This window comes from Kitasatospora sp. NPDC101235 (assembly GCF_044767505.1).
In the GTDB taxonomy this organism is placed as follows: Bacteria; Actinomycetota; Actinomycetes; order Streptomycetales; family Streptomycetaceae; genus Kitasatospora.
The window spans coordinates 157,768-181,484 of sequence record NZ_JBIWNZ010000008.1 but is presented as its reverse complement, the minus strand read 5'-3'; the positions used below and the strand labels follow the sequence as shown (position 1 = coordinate 181,484).

The following is a 23,717-nucleotide window of genomic DNA, read 5'->3' as shown; positions in this document are numbered from 1 at the left end:
CGATCCGGTTGAACCGGTTCGGCCACGCCGTCCGTAGCTCCCCACAGGAGTGTCGTCGAGCGCAGGGGATGCATGGTGGGCGAGGAGCAGCGCGGCGAGCCGGAGCGGAGGCCGGGCGGCTTCCGGCTCCCGGCGGTGAACTGGGCGTTGGCGGCCGAGGCAGACCCGGTGGAGGAGCCCGCGAGCGCCGCGACGGCGGTGCTGCCCGCCCAGCCGGGCGCCGAGGCTGCTGCGGGGGCCGCGGGCGCCGCGGCGAACGGGGCGCGGACCGCGCCGAAGCCCGAGGCCGGCACCGAGGCCGGGGCCGGGGCCGGGGCCGGTGCCAGGACCGGTATCGGGCCGGCGCCCCTGCCGGCCCCCGCCACCGCCTCGGGCGCCTCGACGGCCCCCGCGGCGCCCGAAGCGGTGGCGCTCGCCGCCGTCGCGGCCACCGAGCCGGTCGGCGAGGGTGCCGTGGACCCCGGGCCGCGTCCCGGCCGGGTCTCCCGTCCGATGATCGCCGCGGCCGTCGCCGTCGGCCTGGTGCTGGTCGGCACCTCCGTGGTGGTGACCCGGATCGGCGGCAACGACCCCAAGCGCGGGCCCGCCCAGGCCGACGTCCCGCCCGGCTACGGGCAGGGCGGCGGGGACGGCGGCAACGGTTACGTCCCCGGCTTCGACGAGCACGGCGGCACCGCCGGCGGCGCCGCGCCCGACGGGCAGCCGGGCCTGCCGATCCCCCTGACCGACGGTTCGGCCGCGCCTTCGCAGGGCGACCAGGCGGCCTCGGCCCCGAACGGTACCGGCGCGGGTGGCGCCGGTACCGCCGCCCGTCCCGGCGGCGTGGCCAACCCCGCCGCGGGCGGCGGGAGTTCGATCGGTGGGGCCGATCGTTCCCAGGGTGGTTCGGGCTCCGTCGCGGGCGGCTCGGCCGCCGGTGGCGCGGGCGGCGGTGGGGCCAACCCGGCCCCCAGCCAGCCCGCGCCGAACCAGCCGGCCCCGAACCACCCGGCGCCCCAGCAGCCCGCACCCCCGGCCGCCGCCAAGCCGCCGGCGCCGGTCACCGTGATCGCCGGCCCGTACTGCACGGGCGGCGGCGTGTACAAGACCAACGGCTGGTTCGACCAGGGCGCCAAGGGCTGGCGCAACAACTCCGGCGGCTACAGCGGCGACGGCTGCAACGGCACGTACGCCTCGATGCCGATGTCCGGCGACGCCAACAAGGACGACAGCGGCAACTCGGTGGTCTGGACCTTCACCGTCGACAAGGTCGCCAGCTGCACCCTGTCCGTCTACATCCCGGCCAGCGGCGACGTGAAGCAGGTCGGCGGCAACCCGAGCTACTACACGGTGCAGAGCGGCGGCGGCCAGGTCGGCTCCTTCTCCATCAACCAGACGGCCAGCAGGGGAAGTTGGGTGAACCAGGGTCCGTTCTCCTACCGCGGCCCGATCTCGGTCACACTGCACAGCCGCGGCCTGGACTGGTCGGGCAGCACCGAGACCTACGCCCACCACGCCGCCGGCGCCGTCCGCGCCACCTGCACGGCCTGACCTCCGTCCGACCCTCCGAACCACCGAAGAACCACCGAACCACAACGCCCCACGACGAAGGGAACCCCAGGCATGTCGCGCCCGGTGCTGACGGTCTGCGCGGAGCAGCGGGAGCCCGGCTCCTACCGCACGATCGGCGAAGCCCTCCAGGCGGCCCGCAGCGGCGCGGTGATCTCGGTCCGCCCCGGCCGGTACGACGAGAACCTGGTGCTCACCAAGGTGGTGAGCATCACCGCCGAGGACGTCCGGGGCAGCGTGCGGATCAGTCCCCGGCGCGGTTCGGTGGTCCAGGTGCTCACCGAGGCCGTCCAGCTCACCGGCCTGGTGCTCCAGGGGCAGGACGACGACCTGCCCGCCGTCGACGTCCCGCGCGGCCAACTCGCCATGCAGGACTGCGAGGTGATCGGTAGCGCGTGGACCGCCGTGCTCACCCGCCAGCAGGGCGAACTCGCCATGCGCGGCAGCCGGGTGACCAACCCGGCCGGCGCCGGGCTGGTGGAGACCTCCACCGGCACCAGCGTGATCGAGGACAGCGTCATCGAACACCTGGGCACCTCGGCCGTGGTCATCGGCGAGCGGGCCAACCCGACCGTCCGGCGCTGCGTGCTGCGTGACGCGCGCGGCAACGGCCTGTGCGCCAACGGCGAGTCGCGCGGCGTCGTCGAGGACTGCGAGATCTCCGCCACCGACAAGCCCGCCGTCGCCCTGGAGGAGCAGAGCAGCACGCGCCTGCTGCGCACCGAGATCCGGGACAGCGCGCTCGGCGTCTTCGTCGGTTCCACCGCCCGGGTCGTGCTGGAGGACTGCACCGTCACCGCTGTGCGCGGCCACGGCTACGTCCTCACCAACGGCACCGACCCGCTGCTGCGCCGCTGCCGCGCCGTCCGCCCCCAGGGCCACGGCCTGCACATCGCCGGCCGGGCCCGGGGCACCCTGGAGGACTGCGAGGTCACCGCCCCCGCCCAGGCCGGCATCCACGTCGGCGAGTCGGCCGGGCCCAGCCTGGTGCGGGCGGTGGTGCGCGACGCCGGGACCGACGGCGTCGACCTCACCGGGGAGAGCGCCGCCGAGTTCGACCGCCTGGAGGTCCGTGACGCGGCCGGCGTCGGCGTCGTGGTGCGCGACGGCGCCAACCCGCTGCTGCGCCGCAGCACCGTCACCGCCGCCGGCGGCCACGGGATCGAGGCGCTGCGCGACGGGCGCGGCCGGCTGGAGGACGTCACCGTCATCGACGCCGGGAAGCACGGCGTGCGGATCGCCGACGGCGCCAACACCTACCTCGGTGGCAGCCTGGTGCGCGGCAGCGGGTCCTGCGGGATCTCGGTCGGGGCCGAGGGCGTCGCCACCCTGCGCGACGTCGAGTCCACCGACAACGCCTTCGACGGGGCGAGCGTCGAGTGCGGCGGCGAACTGACCGCCACCCGCACCCGGCTGCGGACCAACCGGCGGCACGGGCTGCACCTGCTGTCCGGCGCCCGCGCCACCCTGACCTCCTGCCAGCTCGGCGACAACACCGTGGACGGGCTGCGCTCCGAGACCGTGGAGCCCGTCCGGCTCACCGACTGCGTGGCCGCCGAGAACCAGGGCTCCGGGCTGCGGCAGACCGAGCCGACCGACCGCCTGGCGGTGCAGAACCTCGACAGCCGGGACAACCGCTCGCCGGACGTCCACGGCTCGGCGGCGGTCGCCACCGTCGAGCCCGGCGCCGTGCCGGCCGTCGACGGGGCGGACGCCCCGGCCGAGGGAACCGCCGGGCCCGGCCCGGCCCCGGCCGGACCGCAGGGCCCGCAGGCCGTCCTCCAGACCCTGGTCGGGCTGGAGGGCGTCAAGGAGCAGGTCGCCACCCTGGTCAACCTCAACAAGCTGGCCCGCCGCCGCGAGCAGGCCGGGCTGCCCGCCCTGCCGATGAGCCGGCACCTCGTCTTCGCCGGCCCGCCCGGCACCGGCAAGACCACCGTCGCCCGGCTCTACGGCGCGATCCTCGCCGAACTCGGCGTGCTGCGCAGCGGCCACCTGGTCGAGGTCGCCCGGGCCGACCTGGTCGCCTCGATCATCGGCGGGACGGCCCTGAAGACCACCGAGGTGGTCAAGGAGGCCCTCGGCGGGGTGCTGTTCATCGACGAGGCGTACGCCCTGTCGGCGGGCTCCGGCGGCACCGGCCCCGACTTCGGCCGGGAGGCCATCGACACCCTCGTCAAGCTGATGGAGGACCACCGCGACGACCTGGTGGTGATCGTCGCCGGGTACGAGGCGGAGATCCGCGAGTTCCTGGCCTCCAACCCGGGCCTGGCCTCCCGGTTCAGCCGCACCGTCGAGTTCCGGAACTACAGCGTCGACGAGCTCACCACGATCGTCGAGCACGCCGCCGGCGGACACGGCTACGAGCTCGCCGAGGGCACCCGGGAGGCGCTCGTCGCGCACTTCGACCGGATGCCCAAGGGCGCCGACTTCGGCAACGGCCGGGCCGCCCGCAAGGTGTTCGAGGAGATGGTCGACCGGCAGGCCTCCCGGCTCGCCGAACTGGAGCACTTCGACAACGAGGCGCTCACCCGGCTGCTGCCCGCCGACGTCGGCGAACAGGCCGCCGCGGCCGCCGCCGGCGAGGAGCAGGCCGAGGAACCCGGCCTGCTCGACCGGCTGCGCGCCATGGTCGGCCTCGCCGCCGCCAAGGAACAGGTCGAGGACCTGGTCAACCTGACCCGGCAGACCCGGCGCCGGATCGAGGCCGGGCTGCCCGCCGCCACCATCAGCCACCACCTGGTGTTCTCGGGCCCGCCCGGCACCGGCAAGACCACCGTCGCCCGGCTCTACGGCGAACTCCTCGCCGAACTCGGCGTGCTGCCCTCCGGCCAGCTGATCGAGACCGCCCGCGCCGACCTGGTCGGCCGCTACATCGGCCACACCGCCCAGCTCACCCGGGACGCCTTCGAACGCGCCCGCGGCGGCGTGCTGTTCATCGACGAGGCGTACACCCTGACGCCCCGCAACGGCACCGGCGGGGACTTCGGACAGGAGGCGGTGGACACCCTGATGAAGCTGATGGAGGACCACCGCGACGAGGTCGTGGTGATCGTGGCCGGCTACCAGGAGGAGATGCGAGGCTTCCTCACCTCCAACCCCGGCCTGGCCTCCCGGTTCTCCCGGGAGATCACCTTCGACCACTACGCGGACGAGGAACTCGTCACCATCGTCCGGGTGCAGGCCGAGGCCGCCGGCTACACCTGCACCCCGGAGACCCTGGCCGCGCTCGGCACCCTGTTCGGCGCCGTCCCGCGCGACCGGTCCTTCGGCAACGGGCGGTTCGCCCGGCAGGTGCTGGAGGCGATGATCACCCGGCAGGCGGGCCGGCTGTCCCGGCTGGACGTGGCGGACCTCGACGAACTCAGCCTGCTGCTGCCGCAGGACATCCCGGTCGAGCGGATCGGCAGCCTCGCGTGAGGCCGACGCCCCGCGTCCGGGCGGCGGCCGGGGTGTCGGCCGTCGGGATGCTGGCCGTCGGGACGCTGGCCTCCGGGCTGCTGCTCCCGGCGGGCACGGCCGCGGCCGACACCCCCGACGCCCTGCCCGGCGTCAGCCAGCAGCGGCGCGACGCGAGCGGGCGGTCGGCCGGCTGCCTGGCGCCGTCCACCAAGGGCACCCAGCTCACCCCCTGGCCGCAGACCTTCCTGCGGCCCGACCGGGTCTGGCCGCTCAGCCGCGGCGAGGGCGTCACCGTCGCCGTCCTCGGCTCCGGGGTCAAGGACGGCAGCGGCCTGCTGGCCGGGCGGCTCGACCTGGCCCCGCTGCCCGGCGGCCCCGACCCCGCCCAGGACTGCGTCGGCCACGGCACCTTCCTGGCCGGCCTGATCGCCGCCGACCAGCGCGGGGGCGCGGGCTTCGCCGGCCTCGCGCCGCGCGCCCGGATCCTTGCCGTCTCGGTCACCAACGACGCCGGAACCGCCTCGGCGGACCTGCTGGCCCAGGGCATCACCACGGCCGCCGACCGGGGCGCGCGGGTCATCGCGGTCGGGGTGGCGCTGCCGAACGGGACCGACGCCCTGGCGGCCGCGGTCCGCGCGGCGCGCGGCAAGGGCGCGCTGATCGTCGCCCCGGCCGCACCCGACACCGCCCAGTCCGACGCCTCCGGAACCGCCAAACCCGGCCCGGCCTACCCGGCGGCCTACCCCGAGGTGCTCGCCGTCCGCGACCTCGCCCCCGGCGGCGCGCTCCCGGACGGCGCCTCGGCCGTCCCCGTCGGCGGCCGCATCGACCTCGCCGCCCCCGGCGACGCCGTCACCGGCCCCGGCCCCGCCCCCGGCGGCTACTACACCGGCGCCGGGCCCAGCTTCGCCACCGCCTTCGTGGCCGGCACCGCCGCCCTCGTCCTCGGCTACCGCCCGGACCTGACCGTCGACCAGCTGACCCAACGCCTGGAAACCACCGCCTACCGCAGCCCCGACCCGCAGTACGGCCACGGCACCGTCGACCCGGTCGCCGCCGTCACCCGCCTTGCCGCCCCCGCCACCGCGTCGCCGCCCACCGCGGCCGCCGCCCCCACCATGCCTCCCGTCCCACCCCCCGGTGACGCCGGCGCCAGAGCGGGCCTCGTCGCCCTGTCCTCGCTCGCCGTCATCGCCCTGGTGGCGGCGGCCGGCGCCGTGGCGCCCCGGGCCCGCGCCCGTGGCTGGCGCCCGGGTCGGGCGGAGGAGGGCTGACGGGGCGGCGTCGGCGGATGCCCGGGCCCGCAGGCCGGGGCAGTGGGTGAAACGCGGGTCCGACGCGTCGTACCGGTAGCCCCTGGACAGCACCTCCGCCACCTCGGCCTCGTCGTGCGCCTCGGCCCACGTACGGGTCGGCTCCGTGGCGGCGCCGTGGCGTTCGGCGACCTCCCACAGCGGGACCACGGCTTCGGTGAGCACCCCGCCCTCCCCCTGACCGACCTCCTCGTCGGGCGGGGCGCTGCCGTCGTCCACTGCGGCGACGCGGACCCGGCGCGGTGCCCCGGGGGCGTCGGGCAGCGGGACCAGCTAACCGACGTAGGGGCCCTCGACGAAGGAGGAGTTCCCGGCCTCACCGTCGAGCGCGACGTCGACTGCGTGCCCCGTCGAGCCGAGCACGGGGACAACCGCATCCGGTCGCCCGCCGGGGTGGGCCGGTCGGTGGCGCGGGGCTCCCGCGCCCGTCAGCCCTGGCGGTCGGCCATTCCGTCGCCGATGAGGGCGGCGAGTTCGAGGTAGTCGAGGCGGGCCCGGGAGCGCAGGGCGGCGGGATCGACGTGCGGGTGGGCCGGGACGGTGAGGGCGCCGCGGCAGCGGGTGCGGAAGTGGGGGAGGAGGTCGCGGTCGGCGATCGGGCGGTCGGTGGCCGGGGCGGGGGTGAACACGGCGGCCGCTCCGCGGACCAGGCCGTCGCGGCCGAGGGCGGTGAGGTGGTCGAGGAGGGCGTCGGCGGTGCGGGCGCCGACGGCGCAGGCCTGGGCGCAGACGACCAGTTGGTCGGCGTGCTCGACGGCGGCGAGCTGGACCTCGGCCCCGGCGCCGGTGGTGTCCGCGAGGACCACCGGGTAGTGGCCGCCGGACTCGCCGAGGGCCTCCCGCAGGGCGGCCGGGTCGGGCCGTACGGACCGCAGCACGAGCCGGCCGCCCGGGCGGCACTCGCTCCCGGCAGGGCCGGCGGTGGTGAGGACGAGCACCGGGTCGGCCCGGTGCTCGGCGAGCAGCGCGCCGAGGAGGGGGACGGCCCCCTCGGCGGGGCCGCCCAGGACGGCGATCCGGTGGCAGGCCCGCAGCGGCACCCGGACACGTTCGAGCAGGCGCCGCCGCCGTGCCTCCCCACCGCCGGGCAGAGGGAGCAGCCGGGCGCGCGGGCGGTCCGTGCCGGGGCGCTGGGCGGGCGGGGCGGGCAGCAGGCCGGGTGCCGCCCAGGCGCCCTGGCCGTCGGGGGGCGGCTCCGTCGGGGGGACGGCCGGTCGCGGCGCCGCCGAGGGCGGTTCGACGGTCAGGGCCCGGGTGAACAACTGCCGCTCGGCGGGCGGGATCAGGACGGTGCCGAGCGGGTCGAGCGGGCTGCGGGGCAGCAGGGTGACCGGTTCGGGCCAGGAGGCCGGCGAGTAGTCGGGTGCGACCGGGGTGGTGCCGCCCGCGCCCGCGGTGCCGTCGGAGAAAGCCATCGGATGACCTCCCGGTCCATGGTCCGCCGGACCGGTGCCTCCGGTCCGGCCGTCCCGTACAGCCGGGACTACGGCTGAAGGAGTCCCTCCGGTTCACGTGAACCACGTGCGGCGCAGGGCCCGTTGAGCGGGGCAGGGTGCACGGGGCGCCCCGTGTCACGTCGGGAGGCGCCTCATCGGAAAACCCTCTGCCCGACCGGCTACCGATCGGTACCGTCGTTCGGTGGCACCCGGCGTCCGCCGAGTGCCATCGAGTCGGAAGGAGCGTGAGTCCCGTGAACGGGACGGGGGAGGGACGCGGTATGGCGGCGGACGGGCCGCAGGCGCGGGCGTTCGTCGCGGCCCTGGTGCGGGCGGGGGCGCCGAGCGTGTCCGGGCCGGCCGGGCTGGCGGTGCCCGAAGCGGCGGCGGCGGAGGTGATCACGGTCGCCCGGCGGCTGGCGCTGCGCGCGGTGCCGGAGGGCTGGTGGCAGCCGCGGCCCGCTCCGGGGCTGCTGGGCCTGGCGACGGCACTGGTGGTGGACGAGCACCCGTCGGCACCGCACTGGTCGGCGGCGGAGCGGCAGCGGCTGGCGACCTGGGTGGCGGTGCTGATCGAGCACCGGGGTGAGGAGGGGGTGCAGGAGCTGCTCGGGGCGCTCACCGAGGGCTGACGCCGCCGGGCCGTTCGGCGCTCGGCGGGGGGCCGGGCGCCGAGCGGGGCGGCGGCGGAACAGCCGCGGCTCACGGCCGCTAACGGCCGGCCAACAGCGGCCGGCGCCCGCCAACGACGGCACTCGGGGCCGGACCGAGTGCCGTGGACGGGGGCGTTGGCGGATCCTTGGTGCGGACTTGGCGGCCTCCGGCAGTGTGCTGTCGCAGCCACCGCCGGGCATGTCCGGCCGGTGCCCAGCATGCCCTGCCCGTGCTGCGCCCCCCGCCCGACCTGAGAGGTAGCGCGTGTCGAAGCCGTCCGTCGCCCAGCCCACGTCCGTCACCCCGCCGTCCGAGGGTCCGGCGGACGCGCCCGAAGGCGCCACCGTCCAGGCCCGTCCGACCCTCGACCCCGACACGCTCGCCGAGATCCACCGCCTGCACGGCGGGTACCTGCTGCGCGCGCTGCTGCGGGCCACCGGCGGAGACCGCGGCAAGGCCGAGGACATCCTCCAGGAGACCCTGCTGCGTGCCTGGCAGCACCCGGAGGCGCTGGCGGCCGGGCCGGAGGCGAGCCGGCCCTGGCTGTTCACGGTCGCCCGGCGGATCGCGATCGACCACTACCGGATGGCCGCCGCCCGCGCCAAGGAGGTGATCGGCGAGCCGACGGAGGACCGGCCGGTCGCCGACGACCCGTACGAGCAGGTGGTGGTGGCCCGGGACATCGCGCTGGCGCTGCGCCGGGTGCAGAAGCACCACCGCGAGGTGCTGGTCGAGCTGCACCTCAAGGACCGCTCGGTGCTGGAGGCATCGGCCCGGCTGGGGGTGCCGCCGGGGACGGTCAAGTCCCGCAACTTCTACGCGATCCGGGCGCTGCGCCCGGTGCTGGCGGCGGAGCACGGGTACGCCCCGGCGGAGCACGGGGCGGCCTCGGCCGCCCGCTGACGGGCCGGCCTGTTCCGGCAGCCCGTCGCCCGGGCCGTCCGCGTCGCCTGCGCGTCCCGCCGCCCGGCCCGCTCGGTTCAGCCGTCCGTCGGCCGCTGACCGGCGCGGAGGCTGAGCGACTCCTCCAGGCTGGTGGTGAACTCGCTGAGGTAGCCCGCCTGCCGGTCGTGCGAGCGGAAGCGGTCCAGCGCCGTGCGCAGCCGGCCGCGCACCTCCGGCTCCCGCCCCCGGGCCAACAGGTGGGCGGCGTAGGACTGTTCGGCGACCGCGTGCAGGTACAGCAGGCCGGCCTCCTCGCAGGTGGCGAGCAGCCGGTGCCAGACCAGGTCGGCGGCGTCGTCGCGGACGGTCGGCGGGAGGGCCTGCGCCTCGGTCAGCAGTGACCAGAGGTGGACCTGGGTGACCGGTGTGGCCGGCAACAGTTCCCGGGCCTCGCGGGACCGGCGCCGGGCGCCCTCCAGGTCCCCGACGGCCAGGCTCACCCAGCCCTGGTGCACCTTGGCGTCGACCAGCCGCCGGCGGTCGCCGGACTCCAGCGCGAGCGCGGTGGCGCAGGCCGCCAGCCGCTCGGCCTCGGCGCAGTGGCCGAGCATCGCGGTGACCAGCGCCTGCGTGGCGAGCGCCCGGACGTGCGCGGACGCGGCCGCGGGGCCGGCCGCGGACTCGGCGGCGGCCACCGCCTTCCGGGCGGCCTCCGCGGACTCCTGCCGGCGTTCCAGTGCGACCAGGGCCTGCGCCCGGCAGTTGAGCAGGAGCGCGACCGCGACCGGGTCGCCGCACCGTTCGGCCGCCGCCTGCCCCAGCCGGGCGCAGGCGAGCCAGTCGGTGAAGCGGCTGGCGCCGTAGTAGAGCGAGCCGCAGGTCAGCGCGAGCCGCCAGGCGCGCGCCGGATCGGTGTCGGGGGACGCGATCAGGGCGGAGAGCGCCGGCTCCTCGGCGTCGAACCAGTCGAGCGCGGTGCGGATGTCGACGGCGGCCGGCCGGGGCTGCGCCGCAGGGGCGGGTGGGGCGGTGTCCTCCTGGCCGGGGTCGAGGAAGAAGCCGCAGTGCCGCAGGGCGGCGAGGTAGTGGTCGGCCAGGCGCTCGCGGAGCAGCCGCCGGTGCTGTTCGGGCCGTTCGGCGAGCAGCCCGGCGCCGTACAGCCGGACCAGGTCGGTGCGGGCGTGGCGGCCGGGGGCGGTGCCGGTGAGCAGGTGGTGGGAGGCCAGCTCGCCGAGCGCCCGGTGGGCGGCGGCGGTGTCGCTGCCGAGCAGTGCGGCGCTCGCCGGGGTGTCCACCTCGCGGCCGGGGTGGGCGGCCAGGGCGGTGAGCAGTTCGGCCGCGGGCTCGGAGAGCCGGCGGTGGGTCAGCCGGAGCCGGCCCGCGACGGAGAGCGTGCCGTCGGCGTCCAGGACGGCCAGCCTGGTCCGCTCGTCGGTGAGTTCGGCGACCAGCTCGGCGACCGTCCAGTCCGGCCGGGCGGCCAGCCGGGCGGCGGCGATCCGCAGGGCGAGCGGCAGGTGGTCGCAGAGCCCGGCGAGGCGGGCGGCGGCCTCCGGCTCGGCGCGCAGCCGCTCGGGCGTCAGGGCGCGCTCCAGCAGGTGCAGGGCGTCGTCCTCGGGCAGCGCGGCCAGGCGTAGCAGGGTGGCTCCCTCAAGGGTGACCAGGCCCTCCAGCGAGCCCCGGCCGGTGACCACGGCGGTGCCGGCCGGGCCTGCGGGCAGCAGGTCGGCGACCTGGTCGGCGTCGGCGGCGTCGTCCAGCAGCACCAGCAGCCGCCGGCCCCTGGTGCGCTCGCGGTAGAGCGCCGCCCGGGTGGCGCGCTCGGCGGGGACGTCGTCCTCCGGCACGCCGAGCGCGCGCAGGAAGCGGGCCAGGACGGCCTCCGTCCGGGCCGGGCCGTCCGGGGCGAGGCCGTGCAGCTCGGCGTGGAGCAGGCCGTCCGGGAAGCGGTCGGCGACCCGGTGGGCCCAGGCGGTGACCAGCGCGCTCTTGCCGACCCCGGCCGGGCCGACCACCAGCACCGGGCCGTCCCCGGCGCGGCCGGGCCCGCAGGCCCGGTCGAGGCGGGCCAGGTCCGTGGTGCGGCCGACGAAGTCCGGGTGGCGGCGGGGGAGCTGGCGCGGGACCAGCGCAAGCAGCGGCGCCGTTTCGGGAAGCGGGGGAGCGGTGGGCGGCGGCTCCACCGCGTGGTCGTCGGCCAGCACCACGGCGAGCGCCGCCCGCAGCGCCGGGCCGGGGTTGATGCCCAGCTCGTCGTCCAGTCGCACCCGGGCCTGGTGGTAGGCGGTCAGCGCCTCCGCGGGCCGGCCCGCCTGGTGCAGGCAGCGCATCAGCAGCGCCACCAGCTCCTCGCGCAGCCCGTCCATCCGTACGCCCTGCTCCAGCAGCGGCACGGCCGACGCCCCGGCGCCCTGGCCCAGCCGCAGCCCGGCCCAGTGGAGGAGGGCGGCGGTGCGTGACTGCTTCAGCCGGTCCACCGCGGCGGCGCGCAACGGGGTGTCGGGCAGGTCGGCCAGCGCCTCGCCGCGCCACAGCCGCAGTGCCTCCTCCAGCAACGCGACCGCCGCGGTGCAGGCGCCGAGCCCGGCCTGCCGGTCGGCCGCGCCGGTCAGCTCCTCGAAGCGCAGCGCGTCCACCGTGCCGGCCGGCCCGTCCAGCAGGTAGCCGGAGTCCCGGGTGTGCAGCTCGAAGGGGGTGTCGGCGAGCACCTTCCGCAGCGCGGCGACGTGCCCCTGCACGGCCGCCCGTGCGCTCGGCGGCGGCTGCTCGTCCCACAGCAGCTCGCACAGCTGGTCCACGGTGACCAGGTGCCCCAGCCGCAGCGCCAGCAGTGCCAGCACGGCCCGCCGCTGAGCGCCCGCCACGCCGGTGAAGCCGTCTGCCCCGACCCGCAACTCCACCGGCCCGAGCAGTCGAATCCGCACCAGTACCCCCCCACCTCACCGCAAACCGCGCATCACACCCGAAGCGCCCATCGGCCCTCGGGGTGGAGCAGTGTAGTGCGAGAACATGTCCGGTCCGGCCCTCGGCTGCTCCTGCCCTCGGTGGACGCGGCGAACGCGGCCGGCGGTTGCGCGGGTGGACGGGCGCGCCGTGTCGTCCCCCGTCGGTACGGTACGGGGTGGGCCCGACCCGGTGTGAAGGGGCCGGTCGGCCCTATCCTCGAACCGGCCGGGGAGTCGTCGGTGGGGGAGGGGAACGGACGCGTGCACATCGATCTGCTCGGACCGGTGGTGGTGCGGCGGGAGGACGGGACGGCGGTGACGCCTTCGGCGCCCAAGCGCCGGGCACTGCTGAGCGCGCTCGCCGTACAGCTGAACCGGACGGTGGCCACCGAGGAGCTGATCGAGCTGGTCTGGGAGGGCTGCGCCCCGCCCACCGCGCGGGCCGCTCTGCAGGGCCACGTCGCGGCGCTGCGCCAGCTGCTGGACGGCCCCGGGCTGGAGCTCGGCACCCGCGGGTCCGGCTACCTGCTGGCCGGCGAGCCCGACCGGGTCGACGTGCTGCGCTTCGGCCGGCTCTGCGAGCAGGCGGGCGTCCTGTTCCCCGAGCCCGCCACCCCGCCGGAGGGCACCTCGCCGGACCCGGCGCTGCCCCTGCTGCGTGCCGCGCTGGACCTGTGGCGCGGCCCGGCGCTCGCCGACTGCGGCTCCGCCCTGCTGCGCGAGCGGATGCTCCCGTACCTGACCGACCTGCGGCTGGGCGCCCTGGAGCGGCTGGCCGACGGCCTTCTCCGGGCCGGCCGGGGCGGCGAGCTGGCCGCCGAACTCGCCGAGGCCGCCGACGGCCACCCCGCCCGGCAGGCGCTGGCCGCCCGGCTGGTGCGCTGCCTGGAGCAGGACGGGCGGAGCGCCGAGGCGCGGGAGTGCTACGAGCGCGCCGTGGCCCGGCTCACCTGGCCGCCCGGTCCGGAACTGCGCCGGGCCGGCGAGCAGTCCGGCGCCCGGCTCGCCGCCGACCGCCGGTTCGTCGGCAGGAGCGCCGAACTCGCCCGGCTGGACCAGGTGGTGCCCGCCGCACGGGACGGCCGCCCGATCCTGGTCACCGGCCCTGCCGGGGTCGGCAAGACCAGCCTGGTCCGGCAGTGGACGGCCCGGTGCGGCGACGCCTACTTCCCGGACGGCGTCCTGCGTGCCGAGCTGCGCGGCTTCGACCCGGACGGGCCGCGCGAACCCGCCGAGGTGCTCGGCGAGTTCCTCACCGCCCTCGGCGAAGCCCCGGACGCGCTGCCCGCCGAACCCGAGGACCGCGCCCTCCGCTACCGCGAACTGATCGCCGGCCGACGGATGCTGGTCGTGCTGGACGACGCCGCCTCCCCGGAGCAGCTCGTCCCGCTGCTGCCCGACCCGCCGGCCACCGACAGCGAGCCCGCCCCGGTCGCGATCGTCACCAGCCGCAGCCGGCTGCGCCACCTGCTGGTCCGCACCGGCGGCATCCCTTTGCCGCTGGGCGGGCTCGGCCCCGACGAGGCCGCCGCCCTGCTCGCCCGCACCCTCGGCGCGGACCGCACGGCCGGTGAGCCGGAGGCGGTGGCCGAACTCGCCGAGCGCTGCGACCATCTGCCGCTCGCGCTGCGCCTGGCCGCCGCCCGCCTGGCCTCCCGGCCCGACTGGTCCGCGGCCGACCTCGCCGCCGAACTCGCCGACGAGCAGACCGGCCTGGCCGCCCTCTCCGGCACCGGTACCGGCACCGGCCACGGTCCGCTCGGCCTCACCACCGCGCTGGACCGGACGTACCGCACGCTGGCGCCCGACGCCGCCCGGCTGTTCACCGTGCTCGGCCTGCACCCCGGCGCGGAGATCGGCACCGACACCGCCGCCGCCCTCGCCGATCTCCCGCCCGCCACTGCCCGCACCCTGCTGACCCGGCTCGACGCCGTCCACCTGCTGGAGGAGACCAGCCCCGGCCGGTACGCCCGGTCCGAGCTGGTCCGCCGCCACGCCGCCGCGCAGGCCGCCGAACTCACCTGTGACGAACGGTTCCTCGCCCTCGACCGGCTGATCGCCCACTACCTCGACGTCACCGCCGGCCGGACGGCTGCGAGCGCGCAGGCCGGCGGTGACGCCCGGGTGGCGGCCTGGTTCCGCCGCGAGGAGAGCGTCCTGCGTGCCGTCGTGGTCTGCGCCGAGCAGTACGGGCGGACCGCCGAGGCCTGGCAACTCGCCCACCGGACCAGCCTGTTGTACGAGACCACCGGCCACGACCGGACGAACTGGCGGGCCGTGGTCGAGGCCGGTCTGCGCGCCGCGCACGCGGACCGGGACGAGGCGGCGGTCGCCCGGCTCGCCACCGACCTCGCCGTCCTGCACATCGACCGCGGGGCCCACCGCACCGCCGCCGACCAGCTGGAGCTCGCCGTCGGGGCCGCCGGCCGGGCCGGCGACGCGGCGCTGCGCCACCACTGCCGCAGCCGGGTGGCCGCCGCCCTGCTGCGGGTCGGCCGGTACGAGCGGGCGGTGCCCATGCTCGGCGACCTGGTGACCGCCGCCCGTACTCCGGCCACCGACCACCTGCTGGTCCGCTCGCTCACCGACCTCGCCGACGCGCTGGTCCTGGCCGGCGACCCCGGGCCCGCCCTGCACCGCGCCGACGAGGCGGTGCGCGCGGCCACCGCCCGCTCGGGCGGCGCCGAGGCCGTCCTCGCCACCCACAGCCGGGCCCGCGCCCTGCACGCCCTCGGCCGCCGGGACGCCGCGCTCTCCTCGGCCCGGCTCGCCGTCGCCCTCGGCCGCACCGTCGGCGATCCGGCCCTCGAAGCCCGTTCCCACGGCCTGCTCGCCGACCTGCTGGACGCCCTCGGGCGCACGGTCGAGGGCGCGCAGGAGAGGCGGCTCGCGTAGGGATCCGCCGGGCCGGTGGCGGGAAACCGCTGTTCGACCAGCGGAACCACAGGCGGAACTATCGGCGGTTCGCTCCCCCGTGCAACTGCCCCCCGCCCGGCCGCCCCGCCCGCGCACATCCGCTCTGACCTGGGTGGATACCCTGCCGACGAGCGGAGTAGGAGGAACTCCTCGACCGGGGCATACTTCTGCCTGGAACGAACCGCCGGAGGCGACTCCAGGCGGAAGTGCGGAACTGCGCAGGACCGACGGAGTTGGGGGCGGGGCATGGCGGCCGGGGGCGGTACGGACACGGACGCGAACGAGTTCAGCCGTCTGCTGGCCGGGCACCGGGTGGCGGCGGGCCTGACCCAGGAGGAGCTCGCCGCGGCCGCCGGGGTCAGCCTGCGCGCCCTCGGGGACATGGAGCGCGGCCGCACCCGCGGACCGCAGCGGCGCACCGTACGGGCCCTGGCCGAGGCGCTCGGGCTGGGCGGGACGCAGGCGCAGGCGCTGGACCGGGCCGCGCAGTCCGGCCGCCCGCGCGGGGCACGGCCGGGCTCGGCGCCCGTTGGGAGCCAGGACCGGCCCCGCCGGTCCGCCCCGCGCGAAGCCGCCCACCAGGACGCGCCGCGCGCCGATGTCCCGGCCACGGCCCCCGCCGAGGCCGGCCAGAGCGCCCTCGCGCTGCCCCGCGACATCGCCGACTTCACCGCCCGGGAGGACGCCCTCGCCCTGCTCGACCGCCTGGCCGAGGACGAGCAGCCGGCCCACCCGCGCGTGGTGCTGATCAGTGGTCAGCCCGGCCTAGGCAAGACCTCCTTCGCCCTGCACGCCGCCCACGCCCTGGCCCCGCGCTTCCCGGACGGCCAGCTCTCCCTGGACCTCGGCGGGATGTCCCCGCAGCCGCTGTCCGCCCGGGACGCGCTCGGACAGGTGCTGCGCGCCCTGGGCGTCGCCGACGCCGCGGTGCCCGCCGGGACGGAGGAACGGGCCGGCCTCTACCGGGCGCTGGTCCGTGAGCGGCGGCTCGTGCTGGTGCTGGACAACGCCGCCGACGAGAGCCAGGTGCGCCCGCTGCTGCCCGGTTCCGGCCCGGCCGTGACCATCCTGACCAGCCGCAACGTGCTGCCCGGCCTGGAGTCGGTGCACCGGCTGAACCTGGACGTGCTGTCCCCGGCCGAGGCGGCCGTCCTGCTGGCCCGGATCGCCGGCCGCGAGCGGATCGAGGCCGCACCCGACGCCACCGCCGAGCTGGCCAGGCTCTGCGGCTACCTGCCGCTCGCGCTGCGGATCGCCGGGCAGCGCCTGGTCGCCCGCCCGCAGCAGCCGGTCGCCCACCTGGTGCGCCAGCTCGCCGCCGAGGAGAACCGGCTGGACCTGCTGGAGACGGGCGACCTGGCCGTCCGCCCGGCCTTCGAACTGTCCTACCGGCGGCTTCCCGCCGAGTCCCAACTCGTCCTGAGGCGCTGCGCGTTGACTGCCGGGCAGGACTTCACCGCGGAGATCGCCGCGGCCTACGCGGGCCGGTCGGCGGCCCGCACCGAGCTGGTGCTGGAGCAGCTCGTCGACGCCGGACTGGTGCAGCCGGCCACCCCGGACCGCTACCGCCTGCACGACCTGGTGCGGCTCTACGCGGGCGAGCGGCTGGCCGCCGACGAGACGGCCCAGGAGCTGGCCGAGGCCCGCACCGGGGCCGGCCGCCGGATCCTCGGCCGGGCGGCCGCCTACGGACTGCGCTTCGACCCCGACCACGCCACGGACGGGACCGGCTCCGGCGGCTCCGCGACCGCGCACCTCACCGAGGCGGCCGCCTGGCTGGAGTACGAGTACCCGGAGTGGCTGGCCGCCCTGCACCAGGCGCAGCGGGCCGGCCGGTACCAGGAGGTGGTGGACACCGCCGAGGCGATGCACTGGTTCTCCGACCGGCTGCTGAGCTGGGGCATCTGGGCCGAGGTGTTCCAGCTCTCGGTGGACGCCGCCCGCGCGATCGGGGACAGGCAGATCGAGGCGGTGCACGTCAACTACCTGGCCTGGACGTACGTCACCTGCCTGCACCGCTACCAGCGCGGTGTCGAACTGGCCACCGAGGGGCTGGAGCTGGCCCGCGCCGTGGGCGACCGGGAGCAGGAGGGCTGGGCGCTCACCTACCTCGCCTCGGGCCTGCGCTACCTCCAGCGCTACCGCGAGGCGACCGACGCCTTCCACCGGGCGGCGGACGCCTTCGCCGAGGTCGCCAACCGCTCGGCGATGATCGGCCGGCTGGTCACCCTGCGGGGCGCCGCCAACTGCCTGCGGGAGTCCGGCCGGGCCGAGGAGGCGGCGGATTCGCGCCGGCGGGCCCTGGCCGGGGCGCTGGAGCTGGTGGAGCGCTGGTCCTCGCCGCTGATCCACCTGCTGGCGGCCATGACCGCGCACGAACTCGGTCTGGACCGCGCGGCGTCGAAGCGCTGGCCGGCCGCCGAGAAGGCCTACCGGCAGGCCCTGGTGCACTTCGAGGCGGTGGGCCGCCCGGACAGCATGACCAAGACGCTGACCGAACTGGGCACCGCGCTGATCGAGCAGGGCCGCGCCGAGGAGGCCCGCGAGCTGCTCACCGAGGCGCTCACCGACCTGAGCGCGGAGGGCCCCCGCTCGGCGGGCGCCGGCCGGCACTGAGCGGCGCTCGACGAGGACCGCGCCCGGTGGCCGGCCCGGTCCGGTAGCGACCCGTGCCCGGCCATGACAGCGCCCGCCCCGGTCGAACCGGAAGCGGGCACGGGCCGAACGGCCGGTCAGATCCGGGTGTCCTCCACCACCGGCAGCGAGCCGACCGGGACGGAGGCCGGCGCGAAGGCCGTCCGCGGGGCGGCAGCGGGCTGCTTGCCGCAGAAGGCCGGCTCCAGGGTGTTCATCAGCCCCTGCGTCACCGAGCCGTTGTTGGAGGCGTTGGCGAAGAGCACCACGCTGCGCCGCCCGTCCGGGGTGGTGAAGGACTGGCTGTTGAAGCCCTGCACGATGCCGCCGTGGCCGTACACGTCCCCGCAGGAGAGCGAGACGCGGCGCAGGCCCAGGCCGTAGGCGATCTTCGGGGTGGGGGTGGGCAGGGCGGCGGTCATCTGCCGGAGCGAGGCGTCCGAGACGAGCCCGCCGTTGCTGCCGGCCATCAGCGCGCCGAGGAAGCGGTCGAGGTCCCCGGCGGTGGAGATGACGGCTCCGGCGGCCCACACCCAGGAGCCGGTCTGCTCGGTGGAGTCCAGCAGCGGCTTGCCGCGGTCGTCGTTGGTGAGGTAGCCGGTGACGTGGGCGCCGCGGATCTCCTGGGCGGGTACCACGAAGGAGGTCCCGCGCAGGCCGAGCGGCCGGATGATGCGCTCGTCCAGCACCTCCGGGTACGGCCGGCCGGTGAGGTGCTCGACCGCCAGGCCCATCAGCACGTAGTCGGTGTTGGAGTAGGAGTAGCGGCTGCCGGGGGTGTACTGCACGCCGTGCCCGACCGACATCGCCACCAGCTCGCGCGGGTCGTAGACCTTGGTGCGGATGCGCGCCTCGAACGCGCTGGTGGTCTCCTCACCGGCCTGCTCCAGCAGGTCGTTGGTGTGGTCGTAGACGCCGGCCCGGTGCTCCAGCACCTGGCGGCCCGTCATGGTCCAGGCCTCCGGCAGGGTGCCTTCGGGAAGGTACTCGCGCAGCGGCCGGTCGAGGTCGATCCGGCCCTCCTCCGCCAGCTGCATCACGAGAACGGCGGCGAACATCTTGCTGTTGCTGCCGACCCGGAACCTCCACGAGGAGTTCATCGGGGTCCCGTCCAGGTCGGCCAGGCCGACACTCACCGAGCGGGTCCGGTCGGCGCCGCCGTGGTCGCGGATCACCGCGAAGGCGCCCGGGGCACCGGCCGTCGTGGTGGCCTGGAGGGCGGCGCGCACACCGGCGAGGTCGGGGGCGGGCGCGTCGGTGGTGGCCTGGCCGGCCGCCGCGGCGGGCAGGGCACCGGTCGCCACCAGGACGGCGCCGGCGGCGGCCACCGCGAGCGGACGCAGAAGGCTGGTCTTCGCCATGTTCCTCGGTTCTCTCGTCAGCTGACGCGGTGTCGGACCGCGTCGTTCGGAGATCACTATCACCAGCCCGGGCGGTTGATGGCAATGTGAACCGGTTCGCCCGTATTTCCCGTTGTCGGTGGCGAGTTCGGCGGTCGCACCGTTCGTTTCCCGCTCCGGGGCCAAGGTTTCACCTGCCGTCGTCTACCCGCGTCGACGGACGCGCCCCATGCTGTTCGGGCGCTTTCGCGCACTCCGGCGCGCTCCGGTGCTCCCCTCGCCGGCCGCGGAGGCACCTCCCGTCCCGGGCCCGGCTCGCCGGGCCGTCTGCTACCCGAGGAATTGTCATGACTTCGTCCATGAAGCCCCTGAACCCCCGCTCCCGCCGCACCGCGACCGCGATCGGTTCCGCCGTCGCCCTGGTCGCCGCCTCCGCCGGCCTCTGGGCGGCCACCGCCACCACCGCCCAGGCCGCCGCGCTGCCCACGCCCGACCACATCGTCGTCGTGGTGATGGAGAACCACGCCTACACCCAGGTCATCGGCAGCAGCAGCGCCCCGTACATCAACAACACCCTGAAGGCGGGCGGCGCCAACCTCACCCAGTCCTTCGGCATCACCCACCCGAGCGAGCCGAACTACTACGCGCTGTTCTCCGGTTCCACCCAGGGCACCGTCGACGACAGCTGTGTGACGGTCGGCGGCTTCCAGGCCGCCAACCTCGCCTCCGAGGTCATCGCCGCCGGCAAGACCTGGGCCAGCTACAACGAGTCCCTGCCCAGCCAGGGCAGCACCGTGTGCAGCAGCGGCAGCTACGCCCAGAAGCACAACCCGTGGTTCGGCTTCGGCAACGTCCCGCTCAGCTCGGCGAAGACCTTCGCCCAGTTCCCGACCGACTACAGCACCCTGCCGAACGTCTCCTTCGTGGTGCCGAACCTCTGCAGCGACATGCACGACTGCTCGGTCGGCACCGGCGACACCTGGATCAAGAACAACCTCGGCGCGTACGCCGCCTGGGCCCAGACCCACAACAGCCTGCTGGTCGTCACCTTCGACGAGGACAACAAGCTGTCCGGCAACCGGATCCCGACCGTGATCTACGGCGCCCACGTGACGCCCGGCAGCAGCAGCTCCACCACCTACAACCACTACAACGTGCTGCGCACCCTGGAGGACCTGGCCGGCGCCGCCGGCCACGCGGGCAACGCGGCCTCCGCCGCCGACATCACCGGCATCTGGAACTGAGCCACGTCACGGTGATCAGGGCTTGACCCGAGCCCGAGCCCGAGCCCGAGCCCGGGCCGGTGGCCGCTCGGCCATCGGTTCGGGCGCGGTGTCGGAGGTGGTCCCGGTCGCGGGCCGCGCGCTGTGCCTGCGCACCCCGGGCACCGCCGCCGTGCCCGCGCAGACCAGCGTCACCAGCGCCGCGGCCGCCAGCAGCGGCACCCGGCTGCCCCAGGCGTCGGCGGCGAGCGGCGCCAGGGCGTACCCGAGCGGGGCCGCGCCCAGCGAGAGCAGCCAGTCGTACGAGGTGACCCGGGCCAGGGCCCCGGCCGGGACGTCCTGCTGCACCACTGTCTGCCACACCGGGTTCAGGAAGCCCAGCCCGGCCATCGCCACCGCCTGCGCGGCCACCGCGAGGGGCGCCGGGGCCGGGACGGCCAGCGCGAGCAGCGGCAGCCCGTACAGCGCGAGCGCGAGGTTGCCGGCCAGCACCGGGCGGCGGGGGCGGACGCGTCCGGCGATCAGTGAGCCGACCAGCAGACCCACCGCCCCGGCCTGGGTGAGCGCCACCCAGGCGCCGTCGCCGCCGAGGCGGGTGGTGGCGATCAGCGGGCCGAGGGTGAGCAGCACGGCGCTCGCGCCGTTCCACACGCCGTGGGCGATCAGGCTGGTCCAGTACCAGTCCCGGGAGCGCACCTCGCTCCAGCCCTCGGCGAGGTCCCGGAGCAGCGAGCGCGGTTCGGCGGTGGCGCTCTCAGCGCTCTGGGCGCGGTCGACGGTGAGCCGGGTGAGCAGCGCGGCGCTCACCGCGAAGGAGGCGCCGTCCAGCACGAACGCCCAGCCGGGCCCCGCCGTGTACACCAGCAGCCCGGCCAGCGCGGGGCCGCCGAGGCGCGCGGCGCCGGTCGCGGCGCCGAGCAGGGCGTTGGCCCGCAGTCGCAGCTCGCCCCGGACGGTGGCCGCGACATTTTGGCAACGAATATTTTGCTGCCGTCGCTTCAGGCTTTGTAGACTCCTTCCATGGCCGAGCACCACCACCAGCAGGACACCCCGCCCCGTGACTGGACGGACGGCCACGTCGACCGCTGGCAACCGGTACTGCCCGGCCTCGACCCGGACATCGAGGCCTCCGTGACCCGGATGTCGCGGCTCACCCGCCACCTCGGCCGGGTCCGCGAACAGGGCGTCGCCGACTACGGCCTGCACAAGCACGAGTTCGACACCCTGCACGTGCTCGCCGGCCGCGGCGGCCACGCCGCCCCCTCCGACCTCCGGGCCGACCTCAACCTCGCCCCGGCCTCGGTCACCGGCCGGCTGGAGACCCTGGAGCGGCGCGGCTTCGTCCTGCGCACGCCGTCCACCGAGGACCGCCGGAAGGTCGACATCGTGCTGACCGAGGCCGGGCGGGCCGCCTGGCGCGAGGCCCTGGACGTGGTGGGCCGGGAGGAGCTGCGGCTGCTGGGCGTGCTGTCCGAGAAGGAGCGGCGCGCCCTGGCGGACCTGCTGCGGAAGGTGATGCTGGCTCAGGAGGGCGAGGGGTAGGACCCCGGTCCCGGCCGCCGGGGTCGACCCGTGGTGCCCGTCCCTGGTATCGATGGGGCGTGCGATTCGAACGTGTGCCGGTGCCGGAGGGCGTGGGGGCTCGGCCCCGGGACGGGCGGGGCTACCCGGTGCCCGCGATCACACCGTGGCAGGGCGACGTGCCGCAGTTCGCGCTGACCGACCACGGGCGCAGCGCCGACTGCGCGCTGGAGCGCCGGTGCTCGGTGTGCGGGCGGTTCATGGAACGCGGACCGGTGTGGCGGGTGGTCGGCGCCGCCGAGAGCGAGGCGATCGCCGGGGCGCTCGCGGCCGGGCAGCCGTACCGCAACCTCGCGCCCACCATGGAGGGCCCCGGCCACCGGGCCTGCATGCTCTACGCCGCCATGGTCTGCCCGTACCTGGCGCGCCCCAACGCCCGGCGGCGGGCGAGCGCCGAGGGCCCTGCCGACGAGCTGACCTCGGCCGCCGTCCGGGGTGCGGCGCGCGGCGGCGCGGGCGCGGTGGTCGGGTTCGGCGACTACGAGTACGCGGTCACCGAGACCCGGGTGCTGTTCCGCTTCCTCGACGTGGTCGAGTTCCTGCCGCACGAGTCGGCCGACGAACACCTGGCCGAGCTGCGCGCCGAGTTGGCGAAGCCCTCGTAGGGCCCGCCGGCCCGGCCGGCGGGAAGCGCCGACCGGGCCGACGGGCGGGGCGTCGGGGGTCAGACCGCCCGGGTCTGCGCCCAGTCGTAGAGGCGGTGGGCGCCGTCCGCTAGGCGGGTGGCGTACGCCGTTTTGACCGGGCCGCCCGCGAGTTCCTCGGAGGTGGTGGTGACGCCGACGAGGGTGCCGGTCCCGGTGCCGGGGTCGAACCCGGTGAAGTGGGGGCCGCCGCTGGCCCCGTGCGACATGTCGCAGGGCTCGCCCCACAGCAGCGGGGCCAGAGGGCCGGGCCGGGCCGGTCCGGCGCAGTGGATCATGCGCGAACCGGTGTACTTGCCGTCGGGATCGTTCAGCCGGTCCTTCGGATACCCGAAGGCGTGGACGAACTCGCCCTCGGCGGGCGGGGTGAATGCGATCCGCTGGGCACCGGTGACGTCCGCGATCCGCCGCCCCTCGGCCGAACGGTTCGCGACCAGGACCCCGGTGTCGTGGCCGGCCACGGCGACGTCGTCCGACCCGGTGCCGCCCGGAGCGGCGTCCCAGTGGGAGGAGGTGGCCATGGTCCTGATGCTGAAGCCGCCGAGCGGCTTGGTCCCGTTGCGGTAGCCGGGCACGAAGTAGAGGTTGTGGTTCCAGGTGTCGTCGGCCGTGGGGGCCCCGACGCCCCGCAGGCAGTGCGCCGCCGTGACGACGGTGCTGCGGTTGGAGCTGTTGACGACGGTCGCGGTGCAACTGCCGTCGTAGCCGTCGGAGAAGGTGAAGAAGAGCCGCCCGACGCTCCGGTTCACCGCTCCGCCGTGGGTCCACACGGCCCCGGGGTCGGGGGTGTCCGCGGGCAGCGGCCGCGGGTCGTCGGGCGTGTTGTCGTCCGCGGGGACGGGCGTGATCTCGGGGACCATGGCGCCCGCCAGCCTCATCCGGTCGGGCGTCCAGTAGGCGTCGATCCGGTCGCGCTCCTGCGCGGTGACGGCGCCGGCGTGCGTCGTGACGGTTTCCCGTTCCGCGGCGAGGGCCGTGCTCGGCAGCAGCGCCGCCGCCGTGGCGGCACTCAGCAGGAGGGCGCCCACGGCGGCGAGCCTGCGGGGCAGTGTGCGGTCGGTGGCTGACGTTCCAGGTGTCTTCGGCATGTGCGGCACCGTAGGCGCGGGACGTCAGGCTTCCGTGTGGAGCGGGTTTCGGTCCGCCGTCGAAAGGATCAGGTTCCGGTAACGGCGTTTCGGCCTCGTATCGGTGAC

At 76.4% G+C, this 23,717-nt stretch carries 15 protein-coding genes; 10 read left to right on the top strand and 5 right to left on the bottom strand.

The features are described from left to right. The first annotated feature begins 72 nt into the window (after positions 1-72). The 3 genes from ACIRRH_RS16340 (at position 73) to ACIRRH_RS16330 (ending at position 6,224) form a co-directional block, all read left to right on the top strand. A complete protein-coding gene (locus tag ACIRRH_RS16340) occupies positions 73-1,530 on the top strand; it encodes a hypothetical protein (protein ID WP_403067185.1) in 1,458 nt (485 codons plus the stop codon). A gap of 72 nt (positions 1,531-1,602) precedes the next feature. Beyond that, positions 1,603-4,968 (top strand): right-handed parallel beta-helix repeat-containing protein, encoded by a 3,366-nt coding sequence (locus tag ACIRRH_RS16335; protein ID WP_403067183.1) that lies wholly within the window; start codon positions 1,603-1,605, stop codon positions 4,966-4,968. Continuing rightward, positions 4,965-6,224: a S8 family serine peptidase gene (locus ACIRRH_RS16330; RefSeq protein WP_403067181.1), complete on the top strand. Its 1,260-nt coding sequence runs from the start codon at positions 4,965-4,967 to the stop codon at positions 6,222-6,224. The genes ACIRRH_RS16335 and ACIRRH_RS16330 overlap by 4 nt, the downstream gene beginning before the upstream one ends. 467 nt (positions 6,225-6,691) lie before the next feature. Here ACIRRH_RS16330 and ACIRRH_RS16325 read toward each other — a convergent pair whose 3' ends face one another. After that, on the bottom strand, positions 6,692-7,678 hold the full coding sequence (locus ACIRRH_RS16325; RefSeq protein WP_403067179.1) for a MinD/ParA family protein: 987 nt from the start codon (positions 7,676-7,678) through the stop codon (positions 6,692-6,694). A 275-nt stretch (positions 7,679-7,953) separates the two neighbouring features. Between ACIRRH_RS16325 and ACIRRH_RS16320 the strand changes: the two genes are divergently transcribed. Beyond that, positions 7,954-8,331, top strand: a complete 378-nt coding sequence (locus ACIRRH_RS16320) for a hypothetical protein (protein WP_403067177.1) — start codon at positions 7,954-7,956, stop codon at positions 8,329-8,331. Positions 8,332-8,617: 286 nt separating this feature from the next. Further along, on the top strand, positions 8,618-9,256 hold the full coding sequence (locus tag ACIRRH_RS16315; RefSeq protein ID WP_403067175.1) for a sigma-70 family RNA polymerase sigma factor: 639 nt from the start codon (positions 8,618-8,620) through the stop codon (positions 9,254-9,256). 77 nt (positions 9,257-9,333) lie between these two features. Here the strand turns inward: ACIRRH_RS16315 and ACIRRH_RS16310 are convergent, their stop codons facing one another. Continuing rightward, a complete protein-coding gene (locus ACIRRH_RS16310; RefSeq protein ID WP_403067173.1) occupies positions 9,334-12,162 on the bottom strand; it encodes a BTAD domain-containing putative transcriptional regulator in 2,829 nt (942 codons plus the stop codon). Positions 12,163-12,444: 282 nt separating this feature from the next. On the opposite strand from ACIRRH_RS16310, the gene ACIRRH_RS16305 reads away from it, so the two are divergent. Both ACIRRH_RS16305 and ACIRRH_RS16300 read left to right on the top strand, forming a co-directional pair. Next, positions 12,445-15,078: a BTAD domain-containing putative transcriptional regulator gene (locus tag ACIRRH_RS16305; RefSeq protein ID WP_403067171.1), complete on the top strand. Its 2,634-nt coding sequence runs from the start codon at positions 12,445-12,447 to the stop codon at positions 15,076-15,078. A 267-nt stretch (positions 15,079-15,345) separates the two neighbouring features. Beyond that, a complete protein-coding gene (locus ACIRRH_RS16300; protein WP_403067169.1) occupies positions 15,346-17,715 on the top strand; it encodes an ATP-binding protein in 2,370 nt (789 codons plus the stop codon). A 116-nt stretch (positions 17,716-17,831) separates the two neighbouring features. Here the strand turns inward: ACIRRH_RS16300 and ACIRRH_RS16295 are convergent, their stop codons facing one another. Beyond that, positions 17,832-19,094, bottom strand: a complete 1,263-nt coding sequence (locus ACIRRH_RS16295; protein WP_403067167.1) for a serine hydrolase domain-containing protein — start codon at positions 19,092-19,094, stop codon at positions 17,832-17,834. A 338-nt stretch (positions 19,095-19,432) separates the two neighbouring features. Between ACIRRH_RS16295 and ACIRRH_RS16290 the strand changes: the two genes are divergently transcribed. Continuing rightward, complete coding sequence (locus tag ACIRRH_RS16290; protein ID WP_403067425.1) at positions 19,433-20,317, top strand: alkaline phosphatase family protein; 885 nt, start codon at positions 19,433-19,435, stop codon at positions 20,315-20,317. A gap of 15 nt (positions 20,318-20,332) precedes the next feature. Here the strand turns inward: ACIRRH_RS16290 and ACIRRH_RS16285 are convergent, their stop codons facing one another. Continuing rightward, entirely contained in the window at positions 20,333-21,331 is a 999-nt protein-coding gene (locus ACIRRH_RS16285; RefSeq protein ID WP_403067165.1) for an MFS transporter, read from the bottom strand. On the opposite strand from ACIRRH_RS16285, the gene ACIRRH_RS16280 reads away from it, so the two are divergent. Both ACIRRH_RS16280 and ACIRRH_RS16275 read left to right on the top strand, forming a co-directional pair. Continuing rightward, positions 21,317-21,838, top strand: coding sequence for a MarR family winged helix-turn-helix transcriptional regulator (locus ACIRRH_RS16280; protein ID WP_403067163.1), 522 nt, complete (start codon positions 21,317-21,319; stop codon positions 21,836-21,838). The genes ACIRRH_RS16285 and ACIRRH_RS16280 overlap by 15 nt on opposite strands. Positions 21,839-21,897: 59 nt before the next feature. Then, positions 21,898-22,482: a hypothetical protein gene (locus ACIRRH_RS16275; RefSeq protein ID WP_403067161.1), complete on the top strand. Its 585-nt coding sequence runs from the start codon at positions 21,898-21,900 to the stop codon at positions 22,480-22,482. A gap of 59 nt (positions 22,483-22,541) precedes the next feature. Here the strand turns inward: ACIRRH_RS16275 and ACIRRH_RS16270 are convergent, their stop codons facing one another. Continuing rightward, positions 22,542-23,609 (bottom strand): trypsin-like serine peptidase, encoded by a 1,068-nt coding sequence (locus ACIRRH_RS16270; protein WP_403067159.1) that lies wholly within the window; start codon positions 23,607-23,609, stop codon positions 22,542-22,544. Positions 23,610-23,717 lie beyond the last annotated feature (108 nt).

What these genes read in the sequence shown, in the direction of transcription:
- ACIRRH_RS16340 (WP_403067185.1), top strand. Translation starts at nt 73, where the DNA reads ATGGTGGGCGAGGAGCAGCGCGGCGAGCCGGAGCGGAGGCCGGGCGGC.
- ACIRRH_RS16335 (WP_403067183.1), top strand. Translation starts at nt 1,603, where the DNA reads ATGTCGCGCCCGGTGCTGACGGTCTGCGCGGAGCAGCGGGAGCCCGGC.
- ACIRRH_RS16325 (WP_403067179.1), bottom strand. Translation starts at nt 7,678, where the DNA reads ATGGCTTTCTCCGACGGCACCGCGGGCGCGGGCGGCACCACCCCGGTC.
- ACIRRH_RS16300 (WP_403067169.1), top strand. Translation starts at nt 15,346, where the DNA reads ATGGCGGCCGGGGGCGGTACGGACACGGACGCGAACGAGTTCAGCCGT.
- ACIRRH_RS16295 (WP_403067167.1), bottom strand. Translation starts at nt 19,094, where the DNA reads ATGGCGAAGACCAGCCTTCTGCGTCCGCTCGCGGTGGCCGCCGCCGGC.
- ACIRRH_RS16290 (WP_403067425.1), top strand. Translation starts at nt 19,433, where the DNA reads ATGAAGCCCCTGAACCCCCGCTCCCGCCGCACCGCGACCGCGATCGGT.
- ACIRRH_RS16280 (WP_403067163.1), top strand. Translation starts at nt 21,317, where the DNA reads ATGGCCGAGCACCACCACCAGCAGGACACCCCGCCCCGTGACTGGACG.
- ACIRRH_RS16270 (WP_403067159.1), bottom strand. Translation starts at nt 23,609, where the DNA reads ATGCCGAAGACACCTGGAACGTCAGCCACCGACCGCACACTGCCCCGC.